This is a genomic window from Rhizobium esperanzae (genome assembly GCF_002204185.1).
GTDB classification, from domain to species: Bacteria; Pseudomonadota; Alphaproteobacteria; order Rhizobiales; family Rhizobiaceae; genus Rhizobium; species Rhizobium esperanzae.
Map to the genome: position 1 here is coordinate 1 of NZ_MXPU01000040.1, position 16,508 is coordinate 16,508.

The following is a 16,508-nucleotide window of genomic DNA, read 5'->3' on the forward strand; positions in this document are numbered from 1 at the left end:
GCGTTGTCGTGTCCAGCTCATATTTCCAGTCGCAGCGCCTCGACGAGCTGCCGGTGTCCATCGTGCCATGACGGCAGACAGCGGAGAATTTCCAGCCCGCATTATGGGCCTCGCCAAGGGTCTCGATTGCGCTCATGGACGGGAAATATACCGGTCTACAGAAATGAGAACAAGAGGAGAACAAAGTTCCTTGTGGAATGCAGGCCGTGTCGCCGCACCAATCCCGGCATTTATAGTATACATGGCGATGACATAGGCGCGATACCGTCGAAGGACGAACAGTGAGCACAATGGGCAAAGTTTTCATCAGCCACGCTACCGCCGACGCCGCCCTGGCAAAATTGGTCGTGAATTTCCTGAAGGAAGCCGTGGGGGTTCGGGATGCGGATATTTTCTGCAGCAGCCTTCCGGGTCACAGCATCCCATTGATGGAAGACTTCAACCAATACATCAAGGATCAGATCGAGCAGCCAGCTCTCGTCCTCGCGCTCCTGACGCCCGCGTATTTCGACAGCGACTTTTGCCTGATGGAGCTGGGCGCGGCCTGGGCAAAATCACTGAAGACGCTCGCCGTCGTCGTTCCAGAAGTGTCATTCGATCTCGTAACCAGAACCTTGGGACTGAAGCAGGCATGGCGCATTAACGATCATACCCGACTTTCGGAATTCAGGGACGCATTCAAGGGGTTGGATTTGGAAAGTCGAAGCTCCACAACCTGGGAAGGTAAGTCAGCTGAATGGAGAAGGCGGTTGCCCACGATCCTTCGCGGGCTGCCATCATCGAAGCTGGTTGCCAAGGCTACGCTCGACTCCGCTCTGGCCGAGGTCGCCAACGTGAACCGGATAGCGGACGAAGAGTTCACTAATCTGAAGCGGTCAGCGGATGACGAGGCCGAGAAGATGAGGGGGCAGCTTGCCGAGCTAGAGGATGAGAACGCGGCGCTACGAAAACGGCTGATCAATAAGGCGGCGGGGCTGCCTCGCGCCCTGATCGTTGAGCCGGAACAACTTATTGCTCTCGACCTCCAACAAACGCTAATGCGGGCTCGCTATGACGTCGTTGGCGTTGTGAAGACGAAGGAGGAGGCGATCATCACCGCGCTTGCGGAAAAGCCAGAGATCATTCTGACGGAAATAACCCTTGCCGATGGCTCGTCAGGGATCGACCTTGTGAACGCGCTCTATCCACTGCTGGATTGCTTCGCGATCTTTGTCACTGCCTATCCGGAAAAGCTTCTGACGAATAAACGGCCCGAGCCAATCGATCTAATAACGAAACCGTTTTCCCCCGATAACCTCGTTGAAAAGGTCACGGGTGCAAGAAAGCACCTTCTTGAAAGGCGGGCACTAGCCGAACGCCAAGAAGTTCCTTGAGCGCCTTGGAGATCAATGGGTTCAGCCGTTGCCCTTGCGGTCAAGCTTCGCTTCAACCTTCGAACGGCTGTTGCCTACGTCCTTGACGGCTTCCTTGACCTTGTCTTTCGAGACGCCTTCCTTTTTCGCTTCATAGCGGACTTCATGATCCTGACCGCCTGCAACGCGAGCGCGATCCTGCTTGGTATTCGGCATGGGAACCTCCTTTGGCATGTCGAAGCATAATAACCCGCTGCGATTCATGAAGTTCCGTCGCAGTGGGAGTTAAGCGGAATCCCGTTTAGCTCCATCAAGTCTTCGTAAAGGTCTTCGACCTTGGCTGCTGCGAGCCTTGGCGACCGTTGCCAGCCGTTGTGCGGCAATAGATGCCGCTTCACGCCGTCGATATGGGAGATAGACCAGCGCCATTGTTCCCGCATGGTGCCGTTGGTTTCGAGCATGATCCGCCCAAAAGCTCGCGGGCCATCGAACGCCTGATAGTCCTCGTGCCCCTCCCCAGGCCACGTCTCACGCCAGCGGTATCGAGGCTCTGGGCCCGGATCGATCTTCTGGATATTTCTTCATACGCAGCCTGAACACTCTCTTGCGGAAACTTCTGCGCTTCCGGTAGATACAATCACAAAAACCGGAGCGCACTCGATGAGGGCAAAAATGAACCGTCTGATCTTGCCAGCACTTTTAGCTTTGCTGTCGTCCTGCAGCGAAAGCAAGGACGGTTCCGACTTGCCGGATCAGCCCGACAGATGGGTCAATTCCTTCAAAATCCAAGACGACAGCAAAGCCCGCTACGTCGAAAAGTCGGGGGTAATCTCGTCCAGCGTGAAGCCGCTGACGGGTTTGCAGTCCGTTTCCGTGGGAGACAATATCGAAGGCGTCAAGATTGGCGCGATCCGCTGCTCATTTTTCTCAAAGGATGAGAGCTATTCCGGAGAGCAATTCATGTGGCGGGGACGCTGGGGCTGCATGGCGGGTCGGGACAAAAACGAAATCGAGAATGCTGTCCAGCAAGACGGCAACAAGCTCTATGATTACATCCACGTCTCGCCAGTTTCGCTTCAATAGGCCGTTTGGCTGATTTGAACCTTTAGGGATTTTCTGCTGCAATAGCAGCATGACAAAGCCGCCGCGCCGCCCTCGATCTAAGCCGCTCCTACGCGATGAACCCGCGCCGCTTCAATCTCGGCCGATCCGCAAGCGGAATAAGGCGCAACCGGCGTTGTCTCTCGATCCAATGCCTCGTCGAGTGGAACCGGCGCTGGCAAAGCTCCTGCAAAGGCCGCCTTCTGGTGATCACTGGTCCTGGGAAATCAAATGGGACGGCTATCGGATCGCGATTCATGCGGAACCAGGTGGCATCCGCATTCTGACGCGCGGCGGCTATGATTGGACGGACCGATTTCCCGGCATCGAGGCGGCTGCTCGTGCGCTCGGCCCAGCGTCTATGATAATCGATGGCGAAGGCGTCGTTCTGGACGAGCAAGGGCGGTCGGATTTCAACGCCCTTCAGAAAGCCCTCGGGGCAGTCGGCAGACGTAGCGGCAACCTGACGGCGGGCAATGCGATCTGCATGGCGTTCGATTTGCTGTATCTCGACGGGCACGATTTGCGCGAGGAGCCATACAGAACGCGGCGGCACTTGCTAGAAGAAACCCTGCGTGGTTTCGAGGGCGCAATTCGCCTGTCGGAAGAAATCGACGCTGATCCCGCCGTCTTGCTCGATCATGCCTGCACGCTTGGTCTTGAGGGGATTGTCGGCAAAAATCGCTATAGCCGCTACCGTTCGGGAAGGTCGGGTGATTGGGTCAAGCTCAAATGCGTTCAAAGCGGAAGCTTCCTGATAGTGGGCTATGAGCCGTCAGTGCAGGCTTGGGGCGGTTTCCGCGCCTTGTTGTTAGGTGCGTATAAAGGCCGCGATCTGGTTTACGTCGGCTCCGTCGGAACTGGTTTTAAAGAGCGTGAGGCTATCCGGCTCCGAACGATGATGAACAAACTGCCATGGCGACGGAAAGCGCCCCCCGTCGTTTATGAGGGGACGCGTCGGGCCGTTTGGGTGCAGCCGACATTGATTGCGGAAATCGATCTTCGGCAGTGGACGCCGGATATGATGCTGCGGCACGCTTCTTATAAGGGCCTGCGGGAGCGCCAGGACAACGCGGATGTTTTCCGTCTTGAAACGGGCGAAGAACCCTAAAACTTCCGCTTCGGTATCGCCTGAATCTCGCAATGCCCCGTGTCTGTTGATGAAATCAAGGTAAATTCCCGGGAGAAATTCAAGTTTCTCCGGTCGATGGTCCAGACCACATCGCTTTCGTCGATGATAACTTTGTCTGGCGTGAAGGTTGCCGGAACGGTTCTAGTGCTGCCAGAGCTAGTTATGAGTATCGAAGCAGAGCCATTTTGTTCGTCCAGGCCGAAACTCACGCTGTCGATTGAAAAATCGCATTTGAGATATACAGGTTCTGCCAACGCAAATGATGGAACTGTTAAAAGCGATAAAGCCAACACAGCAGTAGGAATTCGCACGCGTCTCTCCAATTATTTGAGCTTTGAGAGCGTGACGGCTTGCGGAAAGCAGGTCAAGCTTGGTTGGGAGTTATGCTTGCTTTTCGAGGAGAAACTTAGATTCTTGGCGTAGGCATCCCACACAGGACTGATCCAAATGAGTCAACAAATCAACGAACGGTGGGCCTTTCGATCTGGCTGGCTTGACCTGATCCAAGAGGCTCAAGTTGAAATCGCCGCCCTCCCTGCATCCTGGAAGGCTCGCCTTGTCGGCGGCAAGGAGAAGTTCGGATATTTGCGCCTGACTATCGAGTGGCACGGTCGCGCTGGCCGTGATCGGATCGACGTGATAACCGAACGGTTCCGCAAGCGATCTCGGACGGTTTGCGAAGAATGCGGAAAGCCTGGTCGGTTACGACTGGGAGTATCCATCGCTGCCACTCGCTGCGACAATCACGCCGATTTCGCAGCTCCTTTCAGGGCTGACGACGGCCTGATTGTCGATCTGCCTCCGATCGGTGGGCCGATCTATGCCGACGGCTCGCAAGGTAGCTATGGGCAGCAAAAAGCCCCCGCCTCGTGACGGGGGCCTCATGATGGGCCTGCGCATTGGGGGTATCAGGTCCACTGACGCGTCTTAGAATCGAAGTTGCCAATTGATCAAGTCGTAAATCGGAAACGTTTTACGCGGCAGATGATCTTGCAAAGGAGCAACTGGACGCGAGGCTGTTTGGAGCCGCTGATCAACCGCACCATGGTCGAGGGGTCGGAGGGCAGCCCGTCGGATCAATGGTGAGCCCTTCGCTGCACTCATCAATCATCTTCTTCCGCTGATCTAATGCTGCGACGCATTCGATGCTAAGGCGGAGGTCGAGGCGCTGTTTGGGAGTCGGCTTCTTGGAAATTCGTGGGAATCGGCTCGGATTGGCGATGCCTTAGGAGCTATTTTGTTAGTTTCCGCACTTCTTGCTCGGACTGTGTCGCGACACTCCTTGTGACGACATTGCCGAGCCTTTCCGTGTCGACTAGTTTCTCTAGAGAATGGCGCGATACCATATGTTAAGACCGACAAACCCTCGGTCAGCATGCCTCTCCCACTGAAATCCGGTCATGGTAGAATTTTGTTTACTTACTGTGTTCCCGCCGCCATTGTTGTCCGGCTCATATGCAGCGTCTCCGCGCACTTCATCCTCACTCAACAAATCCTCCGGCTTGGAGACGTTTCGATAGTATATCGTGAGGGAAAGGCTACCGAGTTCCAGGGCCGAAACAACAGTTCCTGCGGGTATGTTTACGATATTCCCGCCGCCGTCAGTTGGTGGTATGGCTGGCGGCAGCGTAAATTCTTCGTCTAGCGTTATCGATGTTTTCTTGCCTGTAGCAGAGTGTTGAATAGTGCTACAGCCAAGATTCAAAAATCTGGGCCCGTTCTTCGCGCTTTTCCCGAGTTGCAGGCGGGTTAGCAGGGAGTTAGGAGGAATCGAAATTTTGGTCGGGCCCTCAAAGAATTGCGGCATCGCTACAGTCGGTCCTAGCTTATAGCCCATTGGAGTCTCCATAGGTTGATGTGAAAACAATGATAACGAGAGCATTTGAGGCTTACTGACGATTCGCAGGAATCATCGTGTAAGGCCCAGGAACATAAAAGCGAAATGCCAACTTGAAATCCCTTAAGCGATCAGAGTCGACTTCGTCGGAAACCAGGTGACTATCCGCGTCCTTCCACACCACAAGCGGATGAATGGTGATCTTCCATTTACCGAAAGGACAAAGATTTTCGACCGCACTCCCGTCGATTGGCGACAATGGTGCCGCGCCATGTAATCCTACATTTCCGATCACGACATCTGGACGGTGGTAGGATTTTTCGGCTTCGGCAATTTGGTCTGGGGTCGTAATCTTTACAGTTACCCGCGTAAAAAGGTCCGCAGTCTGGTTTGCATCAATTCCGGTTCCAAGGCGGGCAAATTTGTTGCCAAATGAAATACCAAGGCTTCTGAGGCGTACGCGCCCATCCAGCAGGTCATTGTGAGGAAGATCGAAATTTAACTCTAGCGGCTTCCCTAGTGCTGCTTTCGAAATTTGATCGTTGAACTTTTCTTTTGTGATCAGTGGCTTGCCGCCAGAGAGCCAAGGCTGCACTAACGGAATTACAATTTCAAAAGTTGTCTCTTGTTCGGCCGCATTCGACAGCGAGCGAATAGTCCTGAATGCCCACATTGCGAACTGATCTAAAGTCTGCAAGTTTACGCTAGCTGGGACGTCGGCTATTTTGGCTCCATAAACAATGTAGATACCTGCTGCAAGGGCGCTCGCGCGAGCGAGCGCTTCATCCAAAAGCACCTTAAGTACCCCCAGCAAGGTTGTTGCGCGTTCTCCGTAATTGTGTGCGTTTCCAGGCTCGCAATAACGGTCGTGATAAGCCTTTTGATAGTCACGCACATGTTCCCAACGCGTCTCGATTAGATGCTTTAACTCAGTGGAACTCGTTAGGTCCTCGCCCAGGGCAGCATCCAAACCCTGCACCACTTCGGAAAGGCCCTTTTCCAGCGTCGAGGTTTTGTCAAAAGCGCCGACAGCGTTTCGAAATCCCTTTTGTTCCTCTGCTTTGAAAGCCGCTTGCAAGCGAAGGATATCCATCCGCTCATCGATTGCAGAGGTATTGATAAAAAGAGCGTAATCGCTAGCTGCTTTAAACGCTAGCACCTCTAGCTCGCGAACGTCTTTGCGCATACTTAGGCATCGATCCAACAATTCAGCTAAGCGCGTTGAATGGTCTGCGATCAGTAGCGGTTCAAAGTATAGCGCACCGGAAGTTGTGAATGTTATATCATCCAACTGAGTGAAAAGTTCATGCAGGAGGCCTTTTTCTGCCAGGCGTGCTTTTTGTTCAAACCATTTTCCCGTGTCAGACATGCCGGTCCTCCGCCGTTATCTGTTATCGATTAATCCATCGTGGCTAAGGGATTCACGCCTCGCTGGTACGACGGAGCGCCAGTCCAACCATAGGGAATGACACCCGGCCAGCGGCCTTCGGGCGCATCACTAGGTGGCGCAATGGGGTTAGGATAATCAAAAGGATAGGGGTTTTCAGGTGCCGTATATATCGGGGCTCGATATGCTTCTATTGTGGGACTAGGGCGAGAGGGAGGTCCAAAGCATTTCAAAGAATCAAGCTTAGAAGGATCAAGCTGCTCGCCTTTTACAATTAAATTGTCCACTTGTGACTTGGCATCTCCGAACAGCGTTGCCTGAAAGTCGTTTTCCAATGCGCCTTTTCCGCTGGACGACGAGGTCATAGGCCCGGTTTGAGTAAAAAACCTCGCCTCGCTGTCTGCCGCATATCGAGGTGACGCATTTGCCACTATCGAAGATTCGAGCGCACTAGCTGTATCTCGGTAACTGTTATCCAATCGACGCGCAGGCGGATCGCTATCGCGATACGGGGGAGCGCTGTCAAGAAAATCTCTTCCATCGAGATCGGGCATGATTGCATCCGCTCCGCAATTGGCATGGCAGCAAATCCGCGCATCTTTTTATTATAAACTATTTCTGCGTGTTGTCTGCTGCAAATCTTAGACATGACGAAGGCCCGCTCGGTTTTTCTGAACACTTCTTTGTCCATTAGTCTGATCGGAGCAGGACTACTTAGTAGCATCTTACCTCCACGAGCCAGGACAAGAGCGTGCTGATGCTCAGAAGCGGATTGCCGTCCTTTACGACAAGAGGTCTGCCGCCGCCCATGGCAAACCAAGGCATGTCCCTGGTGATCTGGTCGCGTCATTCAATCTTCTTCGATCTTGCTTGATGAAAATGATCAACGAAGGCCATGTACCAAGTAAAGATGAGCTGCAGGATCGATTGTTCGGAGCTGCATGATCATCCGCACCATGGCCTGGGGGTCGGAGGGCAGCCTCTGGACCCGCAAATGAAGGGAACTGCGAGCCCTTCTGAGATCAGGGTTTGGCCGACATCCCGGCCATCAACTTTCAAGATTCCGCAGCTCCGGCCATAATTGCATTTCCTCGTTCCTTCGGTGCCTGGCTGGCAAGAGCAGGCAACTTTGGTGACGGTCGATTTTCCTGACGAGACGATCTCGACAAGACGCATGCTTGCGCGGACGCCAAGCTGCTTCTCACGATCACAGCGCGGTTCAAACTTCTCGGGTGTATTGAACCCCACCAAACGAACTGGCGTGCCATCGTCCATTTTGATCGTGTCTCCATCAGTGACCGAAAAATTCCGAGCCTCGGAATAAGATGTCGATGATCCGGGGAACCATCCGCCTACATAGTCCTCGACCTGCTTGACGGCTGCAGCTAACATCATCACGATGAAGACTGCACCGATGATCAGAAGCTTTTGCTCGCTCCGTCGTAGCCCCCACCGATATCGCGGTCGATGTCGATAGCGCGGGCGCTGCGGAGGGCTGCTCACAACCAAGCTGAGATCGGCATCCCCCTTGATCGACGTCAGACGCCGCAAGGTAGCAAGCTGCTTCTCGCTAAACCTCGTTCTCGTCCCGTAACGCTCGATCTTTGCCCCCATGTCTAACAGGAAGCCGCGCTGCCAATCAGAGAGACGCCCATCGTTGAGGACGTCCTGAATTCGGCTCCGGAAATAAGTCACTTCTATATCTGACAGCACGCATCGCCTCGCAAATCACAAGGATCATGGGCGTGACGCGCTAAATTATTGTTCTCGCGCCGACTATAATTTTAAGAACCCTTCGTAGACCGGCTCATCGCGGCTTCCTATTCCGGGGGCTCGCCTATCACTCCGGCCGACAAGATTTGGTCAATGTCCGTGGTCCCGCGATGGCGATAGCTGTCGATATGCGCCAAGCGATAGGCGTTGGCCTTGCCGATGTTGCTTTCCCAGGACGCCAGACGCTCGACATGCACCATTCCATTGAGGGCCAGGATACTAAGACCCTGCCTGATCTGGTGCCGCTGCAGGCCGGTGTATTCGGTAATGCTGGTGTAGTTCAGCAGAGCGAGGTTCAGCTTGCGGTCACGCCGGGAGACGAACAGGAGGTAGAGCTTTAGGGCGAAAAGTTCGCCTTTGCTCCTCTTCCCGAAATGCTGGGCGAACGACAGGACGCCCTTATCATATAGCCCCTTGGCCGGTAGCTTCGCCCAACCCTCGTGCAGCTTGAAATTCGCAAGCTGAAAGGTGCTTTGGCCCTCCGGCTCACGAATTAGCAGCCCGCGATTTTCGAGGACATCGAGGCCAGCCGCCACGGTAGCGCGGCTCATGCCGGTAACATGCTCCAGCTCGTCGTATGTCATGCGAGCAACGCCCTCGTCGTCTGTCCGATGCGCGATGGCGATCAACGCGATGAGGGCTGCAATCTGACTGCCGCCCTGGCCTGGAATCCATGTGAACTCGCTGAGACGCCTGCTCTCAATCCATTGCGTCGGCAAACGCACCCATTCGTGATGTCGAAATGCCCTCACTTATCTCGTCCCTTCACAAGCGAGTGGATGACCCACAGAGTCATCATTGCCAAGGCGATCGCGCCCAATGCAGTCACACCCGCCAATCGTTCCGGCGGAATGGAAAAAAGGAATGTCAGAAATTCGATCACTGTCACGGTTCAACTCCTGTTTTGCGACTATGACCGAAAATCTAAGGTTCTAAGAGCCTCTGTTCTAGAGACAGTTTCTTGGGTCGGATATAAAGATAGCGGATTTTCCTTAGAAGGAACAAACGCTTAGAGATAGAGCACGTAGTATGCGGGAGAACCCGTTTTAGTTCACGAAACTCCCTTACCATAATTTTCATGAACTATGTGGGCGGGGATATAGCGAGCTGATCACCCTTATTAGGAACCTCCTCATAAAATCACCTGTCAGGCGATAGGCTCCGGCTCGATGACATCATCCCGGCATTACGCTTCGCTGATCCGCTCGCCGCTCGCCCCATAATAGGCTCCTACCTCGGTAGCTGCCCCATGATCCACTTGTTGTTTGCTCTATTCCCGCAACCCAGGCACCGCAAACGCGTCTGAAGCGACGACAAGATGGCGTTTCCCCATTTCCTGCGGATTTCGTGCCGATCAAATCCAGCCCTCGCGATCACAGGACGGGCAGGAGCCTCCAAGCGCATACCACTGCACCAGGTCGTCCAGCGCGGTTTCGGCTGGCTCCGCAACCGATCCAAGGTAGGTGATGGCATCTCGCCTGGGTCGGCCGACTTCGGGTGATTTCATATCGCAAATGTAGGCGATCTACCCGACACGAAAAAGCCCCGCAAAATGAGGAGCGAGGCTTTCGAGAGAGCAGGTCCGGCGGGAGTCAATCGGCTGAATTAGTAGTCTGCTTGTCGTCGGAGACCGGGTCAAGCTCAATGGATGGTCTCAAGGTCGCTCTCGTTGAAGAACACGCGGTCTGGGTCAGGCTTCTCGACGGACTTCAAGAGCGCCTTCACGAGAGGTGGGGCCACCTTGATAAGATGATCCGCCCATTGGCTCGGCGTCCATGTCAGCTCGGGAGCATTCTCCGGAACCGGCTTGCGATCATATATGGCGAGGTAGTGGCGTTTGAACTGGCTATCATGGACGGCGACATGTCAGCAGTCCTTGAGCCTTATCGGCCTCGTTAATACGGAACCGTGAGAAGCCGCGCTTGCCCCACTGGCTTTCGGGCAAGGCAAAAGCTGGCGCTTCCTCCGAGCCGAACTCGCAAAGGTCAGGCTTGGTATCAGCAGGATCGGTCGCCAGCTTCACCGGTTCAAGCTTTCTGGCCGTATGATTCGGATTTTCCAGCTCGGCTTGCTGGCTCACGAAATGCGAGAAGGCCAGCGCGTTTTCGATAGCTTTCCTCGCGGTCGAAAGGGCCTCCTCGGCTTTCTCGATCATTTCAATCTCAAGCGGGGAAGTGGCCTTCCGCTTGATCGTCAAGCCCGCATAGCCCTGCAAGAGCGGGATGCAGTTGCGATACATTTGTGTCAGGTAACCATGGCATTGCCGATACGTCAGCAGGCCATGATTAGGGATAGAGCCAAGCGGGGCACGCTGTTTTGAAACCCGGTCCTCCTCACTGTCGATGAAAGGAGACCACGAAACCGGCTCGGCCCTGTCGGCAAAGACGATCTCGTGTTTCCGCTTCGCAACCGTCCGAATCCGGTCGAAAAATTCATCGTCGGACAGGTGGAAAATCCCGCCGCACTGCTTTGCAGTTTCCGCCAGCTCATAGAAGTCGTCAGCGCCAAACCAGATTGTGGCGCTCCAGCTCTTGCTATGACGGACGGCGTAGAGGTAGGCAGAAGTCTGGTGATCGCCCTGCTTCGCCGTGATCTTCTGCTTATAAATCAACATTGGAATATCCTCTTGGCGATCTGCGCCGGTATGGAAGGCGTGCGTGTCGGCCGAACATGAATCACGAGCTATTCCGGAACCGGCTCGCCCCATTCTTCTGCCTTGCGTTTGGCGACATGATCATCACGGAGCTTCTGGAACTTTGCAGCGCTTTCGTTAGGAAGCGCCGGATCAAAGCTTGCGATATAATGCTCTGCCTTTTCGCGGGCGATCTCGATCCAAAGTGCAACGGTGCGCGTTAGCTCGTGGGCACCGCTCTTGAACTGCTCATCACAGATCGGGATCGCGAGGCATTTGTCATCGTCGTCGCCAAAGTAGGCGAATGCGACCACTTTAAGAATGCCGAACGCTTTGTGGTGGTCGTCGATGGCCAGCCACCAATACGAGCCTTTAGTACCCTTGAGAGGGGAATTGTAGATTTCCCATACCGGGCCTTGGGACCAAAAGTCGGCGGTTGGGGTGATCTTCGCGCTGGTGTCCTCCGGGGGAATGAAGGAAAGCACAGTCGCCTCCGGCGATCTCATCGCTACCTGGACAAGGGCGAACTCGATCCAAGCTGCTGCGGCCTCCAATGAACGGACGGCGTTGCGCATTTCGTCGACGGCGGCCTTCCACAGGACTTCCGCCTCGGGATTTGTTTGATCGGCGTCTTCCTGGTAGCTCGAAAGATGTTCCCCCAAGTAGCGAACGTCCATCGCCATCTTGGTGAGGCCTTGGGCAAACCCCTCCGTTGTCTCATAGTCCAGTCTGAAGTCGTCCATTTCTGAAACTCCATACAATTCAGATGTCGGCATTGAGAAACCCTTGCGAACGGCAAGGGAGAGTAAATCGGAATACTGCAGATGCAGGTATTTCGCGGCGCGGTCGATGGACATTCGGCCCTCGCTCCAATCCCGCAAAACATCGTCTTCTGCGAACGGCCAGCGCGGGAAATCAGCCATTATCTTCGCCCTCGTTAGGTGCCGGGATGCCAAGGAACCGCGCCCGCTTCGGGACGTCCTCTTCGCTGTTGCCAAGGAACCGCGCCGCCTGATCGAGCGCAACGGTGCCTCTGCCCCACGCGATCAAGATCGCCCGTTCCCGTTCATGGAAGTCCTTCGGAAAATTGAACGGTTCCATTTCGGCGGCAAGCGCCTGCCTGGCTGCTTTCGAGCGCTTATCTAGCTCGTGATAGCTGTTGATCGGCAACCCGCGCTCTACGGCACGCTTTTCGATTTCCTCCTCTTCGACGTCGAGGAGGATGGTCACAGCCTTCGTGGCAATGATCTCGTCGCTCCACGCCCGCAACACATGGCCTTCCCAATCCGGGTAGTGGGGGGTGATCCTGGTTGGCTTCTGCTCGCGATACAGAGCGACGGCCTTATCGATCATGGCAAGCGCTACGTCTTCCGGCATGTATCCGGCCTCGGGCCAGGTGCCCCATTCTTCGACGTGCCACCAAACCGGCACCTGAATGTCATCCCAGGGAAGGTTCGCGTCGCGACCGATCTCAAGGCTCCACTGGCCGCCGCGAGCGCGGAAATAGAACGGCAGGCCGTCAATGGTCCCTTCGCCCTGAACGGGCACTGAACCGCCAAGGTAGTCGAGGATATAGCCGTTGCGCTCTATGCCCTTGGTCACTGATCCGCCTCCAGCTTGGCCTTGGCCGACTTCAGCGACAGGAGGGCGGTGGCAATGTCCTGACGCGCTTCCAGGTATCGCTCGACATCAGGCACACCATGCGCCAGGCGGCTCGCCAGCTCCAAGGCGTCGTCGCCATCGTGAACAATGAACACGTCAAGCAGCTTCGCGATCTGCAAGCGCACGGCACTTTCCCCGATCTTGTCCATAGTCCTGCTCATTGTGGTTCCTCTAATCCCCAACCGGATCGTAAGAGCCAGTCAAATCGATCCCGCAACGAGCTGCAGGCAGTCCCTGGACCAAAACCCTGCCGCCTGGCTGTCGCTCGATGTCGACGGCCTTCCCGTCGAGGCCCGCCCGCAGATAGCTGTCCTGCGTATCGCGTAGGAAGAGCGGGATGCCGCACTTCATGTCGGAGAAATCCGCACGGCTGGAAACCGTCCAGATCGCCAGATAGGCGTCAGGTTTGAGCATGTCGATCACGAGCCAGCATTGCCGGTCGGCTCCGCAATCAATCGAGTAGCTGCCGACGAATGCCGGTCGTTCCTGCGCCATGCCGTAGGCAGGGAGTAGAGAAACGGCCGATAGAGTGAGGGCGGCGATCTTCATGGGATCACTTCCAGTCGACAAGAAAGCCGTCGCGGCGGGCCTCGTTGTTGAAGGCTTGGACAGCTTCCGATGATTCCGGCCCGGTCCAGTCGCCAGCCGACGGCGTGAGAAAGCCCCACTTGCGGGCGATGCGCTCGATCTCCGAACGGTCGGCGGCCGACATGGTCGGGGCATGGACGGAAACGTTGAAGATAGCGCCGGGGGTGATCCCCCAGGACAGCGTGATATGCTTTGCCATGTCAGTATCCCAAAAAACCAATGATGGCTTCACCGGAATAGTCGCCTTCGTCGTCGGCTTCCGCGATCAGCTCGCCGGTCGCGATCTCAATCAACGCACCGTCACCCTCGCGGACCTGGGCCGCGACCTCATGACGGCGGCACTCCTCGATTGCCTCAGCGGCGGTGACTTGAGCCTCGCAGGCTTCCCAATAGTTCATATTGACTGCTCCTTGATCCGCTGCAGCTCGATCTCGATACACTCGGCCGCGATGTTAAGAAGGTCTCGCACGACCATTGCGTATCCCTGGTCAGTGTAGACCTGCTGGACCACGGCTAACGCAATCACGGTCGCGTCGATTTCATGCGAGGCGAACATGCCGCCGAAGTCCCTTGCGCACTCAGCAAACCATGTGTGGTTTGACTCGATGGCTTCGAGGGAGACAAAGTCAGCTCGAAGCTCCGCAACCCGTCCTGGAACACATCAACCGTCAGTCTCAGCGAGGTCTCGTCGACGGGTTCCCGTTCGGTCGTCCGCAGAAAGTCAGGATAATGCTCTTCCAGCCAGCAAACCATGTCGGCGGCCGACCATGGTTCGCGACGATCCACGGCAGATAAAAGGCTGTCGGTGATGCTGACATATTCCATCTCAGCTCCTACAAGTCGATGACAAGATCAGGGTTGAAGCCGCTGCCCATGCGCTCCCCCTCGCCAAGCCACGCGGATTGCAGATGACGCGGGTGTGGTCATGGACGTAGTCACGGTTCCGGTGGATGTGCCCGTGAACCCAGACCTTGGGCTTGTAGGCTTTGATCAGGCCGGAAAGGTCACTGGCATAGGCCGCATTCGACAAATTGCCGTCGAACCGCCAATCAAGGCTTTCCGTCAGAGGAGCGTGATGCGTCAGAACAACGGAAGGCTGGTCGTAGGCCGTGGCTTCCAGCTCGCGAGCGATGAATTCGCGGCTGGCAATGTGCCGGTCACGCAGCTCGTCCACATCGATAAACCCGCCCGGGCGGCGGTCGCTTTTGATCGAATAGAAATCGATGGCGTGATGCCGGATTTCCTTACGAGCCTTCGCAAGCCGAATCTCGGGCAGATCGTGTTCGTCGCCCGTGCCGGTGGCGATCTCGAAATCCGTCCAGAGAGTAGCTCCAATGAACTTGACGCCTCCGACCTCGACGGTTTCGTTTTCCAGCAAATGCACCTGGCTACCGGCCAGCTTGTTACGGGCGCGGGCTAGGGTCTGCTCGATGGTCAGGCCATAGTATTCATGGTTCCCAAGCGTCAGCACTACCGGCATGATCGGCACGATGTTCGCCAGCAAATAATCCAGCGAATCCGAAATCTCACTGGTCACGTCGCCCGCGCAAATGCAAACGTCCGCGTCTGGCGGAACCAGCGGCCGGGACCAAAGCCGGTCGAGCCGGTTGGTGTGAATATCGGAAATGATCCAAGCTTTCATCGTCAAAACCTCAGAAATACCCGACGCTGACAACCAGGCCGCGTCAATATTCATGGTGCCCATTGGGCATTATGTCAACACATCAACGTGTCATTAGGTGAATGAATCCATAAGATTAGCGAAAGCGCCCCTCTGCTCTATTCCCGCTTTCAAAGCTCGATCACGAAATTAGCTTTCGAGCCATTCACATGCCGCTCGTCGTGGTAGCCTCGCGCGTTGCAAATGATCCGCGTATCCGCTTCCCGGTAGTCGAGGAAATGATGAACGTGGCCGTGAACCCAATAGTCGGGCTTCCCGGTATGGATGACGTTTGAGAGGTCCGACGCAAAGGCGGCATTCGATGCATAGCCGTGATATTGCGGATTGATCGAGCGGAACAAGGGCGCATGGTGGGTCAACACCAGCGTCTTTCCGTCGAACGGCTTGGCAAGCTCTGCCTCGATATAGGCGCGGCTCTCCTGGTGGCGGCGGATCATCTCCTGAACGGTGATGAATCCGGTTTCCCCCTCTTTGCGCTCATCAGATCGGCGGATTTTCTTGAAGTCGATGACCTCGCGAGTGCAGACGTGGAAAGCCAGCGCCCGTCGCTCGTCGAGCGGCAACTCGTTCTCGATACCAAAAGGAATTTCGAAATCGGTCCACAAGGTAGCACCGATGACGCGCAACTCGCCTACTTCGAATGCCTCGTTTTCGAGAACGTGAAGGTTGGTTCCGGCAGTCCGCGTCTTCGCGATCTCAAGCGCTCGGTCGATGGAGCTACCGTAGAAATCGTGGTTCCCGAGAGTAGAGACAACGGGCATATGCTCTTCGATTGCAGCCCAAAGAAACGACAACGAGGATTCGATATGGTTGCTGGTGTCGCCTGCGTTGACGCAAATGTCAGCGTCTGGAACAGGGAATGAGCCCATCAATTCTGCCATTGGCGGCATATGAAGGTCGGAAACGATCCACGCTTTCATCGTCCTGCCTTCTGCCTTTTGAAGAGATAACGAGCAACGGCAAACATGCCTTCGACATGCACAGCGAGGTCGCGGCAAGCCTGCGCCGTTTCCGGATCGGCTCCCCGTCGGCGGCGATCTTGGCGGCCTCCGCGCGAATTGCCTCGGCAGGGTCCGCGATCTTGCTGACCATCTGCAGGAGTTTGGGTATCTGGTTAGCGGTCATATGCCCTCCTCGCTGCTGCGGCCTTCGTCCTTCGCTCGCGCAACCAGAACCAGGCGGGTGCAGTTGACGGACCAAAAGCGACGCTGTCTCCGGTCCTCGATGTCAGCAAATACCGACATGAAGCCGTCAAAGATTTCGTCGGCCGATTTGCCTTCGTGCTGCCAGGCGTGAACGAATGACTGCCAACGGTCCCGTTCGGCTGTAAAGTGGGCCTGGAACTGGTCGTTGTCGCCTTCGG

At 55.6% G+C, this 16,508-nt stretch carries 25 protein-coding genes; 4 read left to right on the top strand and 21 right to left on the bottom strand.

What is annotated here, in order from left to right:
- Window positions 1-290 precede the first annotated feature (290 nt).
- Entirely contained in the window at window positions 291-1,373 is a 1,083-nt protein-coding gene (locus B5E41_RS30105) for a TIR domain-containing protein (protein ID WP_088397222.1), read from the top strand.
- Window positions 1,374-1,394: 21 nt separating this feature from the next.
- Here the strand turns inward: B5E41_RS30105 and B5E41_RS30110 are convergent, their stop codons facing one another.
- Together B5E41_RS30110 and B5E41_RS30115 are read right to left on the bottom strand one after the other, a co-directional pair.
- Window positions 1,395-1,568 (bottom strand): DUF3606 domain-containing protein, encoded by a 174-nt coding sequence (locus tag B5E41_RS30110; protein WP_088397223.1) that lies wholly within the window; start codon window positions 1,566-1,568, stop codon window positions 1,395-1,397.
- A 44-nt stretch (window positions 1,569-1,612) separates the two neighbouring features.
- Complete coding sequence (locus tag B5E41_RS30115; RefSeq protein WP_245303185.1) at window positions 1,613-1,813, bottom strand: hypothetical protein; 201 nt, start codon at window positions 1,811-1,813, stop codon at window positions 1,613-1,615.
- Between the two features lie 211 nt (window positions 1,814-2,024).
- Between B5E41_RS30115 and B5E41_RS30120 the strand changes: the two genes are divergently transcribed.
- A complete protein-coding gene (locus B5E41_RS30120) occupies window positions 2,025-2,435 on the top strand; it encodes a hypothetical protein (protein WP_088397225.1) in 411 nt (136 codons plus the stop codon).
- A 49-nt stretch (window positions 2,436-2,484) separates the two neighbouring features.
- The gene (gene ligD, locus B5E41_RS30125) at window positions 2,485-3,564 is read left to right on the top strand and encodes a non-homologous end-joining DNA ligase (RefSeq protein ID WP_088397226.1); all 1,080 of its coding nucleotides are present in this window, start codon (window positions 2,485-2,487) and stop codon (window positions 3,562-3,564) included.
- On the opposite strand, the gene B5E41_RS31505 is transcribed toward ligD, so the two are convergent.
- Window positions 3,561-3,896: a hypothetical protein gene (locus tag B5E41_RS31505; protein ID WP_141098838.1), complete on the bottom strand. Its 336-nt coding sequence runs from the start codon at window positions 3,894-3,896 to the stop codon at window positions 3,561-3,563. The two genes, ligD and B5E41_RS31505, sit on opposite strands and share 4 nt — an antisense overlap.
- Before the next feature lie 136 nt (window positions 3,897-4,032).
- Here B5E41_RS31505 and B5E41_RS30135 point away from each other — a divergent pair, with 136 nt between their 5' ends.
- Window positions 4,033-4,458, top strand: a complete 426-nt coding sequence (locus B5E41_RS30135; protein ID WP_088397228.1) for a hypothetical protein — start codon at window positions 4,033-4,035, stop codon at window positions 4,456-4,458.
- Window positions 4,459-4,909: 451 nt separating this feature from the next.
- Here B5E41_RS30135 and B5E41_RS30140 read toward each other — a convergent pair whose 3' ends face one another.
- The 18 genes from B5E41_RS30140 to B5E41_RS31995 all read right to left on the bottom strand — a co-directional run.
- Window positions 4,910-5,422, bottom strand: a complete 513-nt coding sequence (locus B5E41_RS30140; protein WP_088397229.1) for a hypothetical protein — start codon at window positions 5,420-5,422, stop codon at window positions 4,910-4,912.
- A gap of 52 nt (window positions 5,423-5,474) precedes the next feature.
- The gene (locus B5E41_RS30145) at window positions 5,475-6,791 is read right to left on the bottom strand and encodes a hypothetical protein (RefSeq protein ID WP_088397230.1); all 1,317 of its coding nucleotides are present in this window, start codon (window positions 6,789-6,791) and stop codon (window positions 5,475-5,477) included.
- A 29-nt stretch (window positions 6,792-6,820) separates the two neighbouring features.
- Window positions 6,821-7,363 (bottom strand): hypothetical protein, encoded by a 543-nt coding sequence (locus tag B5E41_RS31510; protein WP_141098839.1) that lies wholly within the window; start codon window positions 7,361-7,363, stop codon window positions 6,821-6,823.
- Window positions 7,364-7,754: 391 nt separating this feature from the next.
- A complete protein-coding gene (locus tag B5E41_RS30155; protein WP_245303186.1) occupies window positions 7,755-8,522 on the bottom strand; it encodes a thermonuclease family protein in 768 nt (255 codons plus the stop codon).
- Window positions 8,523-8,629: 107 nt separating this feature from the next.
- Window positions 8,630-9,307 carry a hypothetical protein gene (locus B5E41_RS30160; RefSeq protein WP_245303187.1) on the bottom strand — a complete coding sequence of 226 codons (678 nt, stop codon included), beginning with the start codon at window positions 9,305-9,307 and terminating at the stop codon, window positions 8,630-8,632.
- A gap of 23 nt (window positions 9,308-9,330) precedes the next feature.
- Window positions 9,331-9,471 carry a hypothetical protein gene (locus tag B5E41_RS31985; RefSeq protein ID WP_176439523.1) on the bottom strand — a complete coding sequence of 47 codons (141 nt, stop codon included), beginning with the start codon at window positions 9,469-9,471 and terminating at the stop codon, window positions 9,331-9,333.
- Window positions 9,472-10,431: 960 nt separating this feature from the next.
- On the bottom strand, window positions 10,432-11,196 hold the full coding sequence (locus B5E41_RS30165; protein ID WP_088397233.1) for a hypothetical protein: 765 nt from the start codon (window positions 11,194-11,196) through the stop codon (window positions 10,432-10,434).
- Window positions 11,197-11,264: 68 nt separating this feature from the next.
- On the bottom strand, window positions 11,265-12,137 hold the full coding sequence (locus tag B5E41_RS30170; RefSeq protein WP_088397234.1) for a hypothetical protein: 873 nt from the start codon (window positions 12,135-12,137) through the stop codon (window positions 11,265-11,267).
- A complete protein-coding gene (locus tag B5E41_RS30175) occupies window positions 12,130-12,816 on the bottom strand; it encodes a hypothetical protein (protein ID WP_088397235.1) in 687 nt (228 codons plus the stop codon). The genes B5E41_RS30170 and B5E41_RS30175 overlap by 8 nt, the downstream gene beginning before the upstream one ends.
- Window positions 12,813-13,025: a hypothetical protein gene (locus tag B5E41_RS30180; protein ID WP_088397236.1), complete on the bottom strand. Its 213-nt coding sequence runs from the start codon at window positions 13,023-13,025 to the stop codon at window positions 12,813-12,815. Before B5E41_RS30180 ends, B5E41_RS30175 begins: the two co-directional genes overlap by 4 nt.
- Window positions 13,026-13,047: 22 nt before the next feature.
- Entirely contained in the window at window positions 13,048-13,425 is a 378-nt protein-coding gene (locus B5E41_RS30185) for a hypothetical protein (protein WP_088397237.1), read from the bottom strand.
- Between the two features lie 4 nt (window positions 13,426-13,429).
- Window positions 13,430-13,663: a hypothetical protein gene (locus B5E41_RS30190; protein ID WP_088397238.1), complete on the bottom strand. Its 234-nt coding sequence runs from the start codon at window positions 13,661-13,663 to the stop codon at window positions 13,430-13,432.
- Between the two features lies 1 nt (window position 13,664).
- The gene (locus tag B5E41_RS30195; protein WP_088397239.1) at window positions 13,665-13,862 is read right to left on the bottom strand and encodes a hypothetical protein; all 198 of its coding nucleotides are present in this window, start codon (window positions 13,860-13,862) and stop codon (window positions 13,665-13,667) included.
- Window positions 13,863-13,986: 124 nt separating this feature from the next.
- A complete protein-coding gene (locus B5E41_RS31515; protein ID WP_141098840.1) occupies window positions 13,987-14,289 on the bottom strand; it encodes a hypothetical protein in 303 nt (100 codons plus the stop codon).
- 1 nt (window position 14,290) lies between these two features.
- The gene (locus B5E41_RS30200) at window positions 14,291-15,169 is read right to left on the bottom strand and encodes a metallophosphoesterase (RefSeq protein WP_245303188.1); all 879 of its coding nucleotides are present in this window, start codon (window positions 15,167-15,169) and stop codon (window positions 14,291-14,293) included.
- 86 nt (window positions 15,170-15,255) lie between these two features.
- A complete protein-coding gene (locus B5E41_RS30205; RefSeq protein ID WP_088397240.1) occupies window positions 15,256-16,065 on the bottom strand; it encodes a metallophosphoesterase in 810 nt (269 codons plus the stop codon).
- Window positions 15,986-16,270 carry a hypothetical protein gene (locus B5E41_RS31990; RefSeq protein WP_176439522.1) on the bottom strand — a complete coding sequence of 95 codons (285 nt, stop codon included), beginning with the start codon at window positions 16,268-16,270 and terminating at the stop codon, window positions 15,986-15,988. Before B5E41_RS31990 ends, B5E41_RS30205 begins: the two co-directional genes overlap by 80 nt.
- A partial coding sequence (locus B5E41_RS31995) for a hypothetical protein (protein ID WP_176439524.1) occupies window positions 16,267-16,508 on the bottom strand: 242 nt, incomplete at its 5' end. The genes B5E41_RS31995 and B5E41_RS31990, both read right to left, overlap by 4 nt.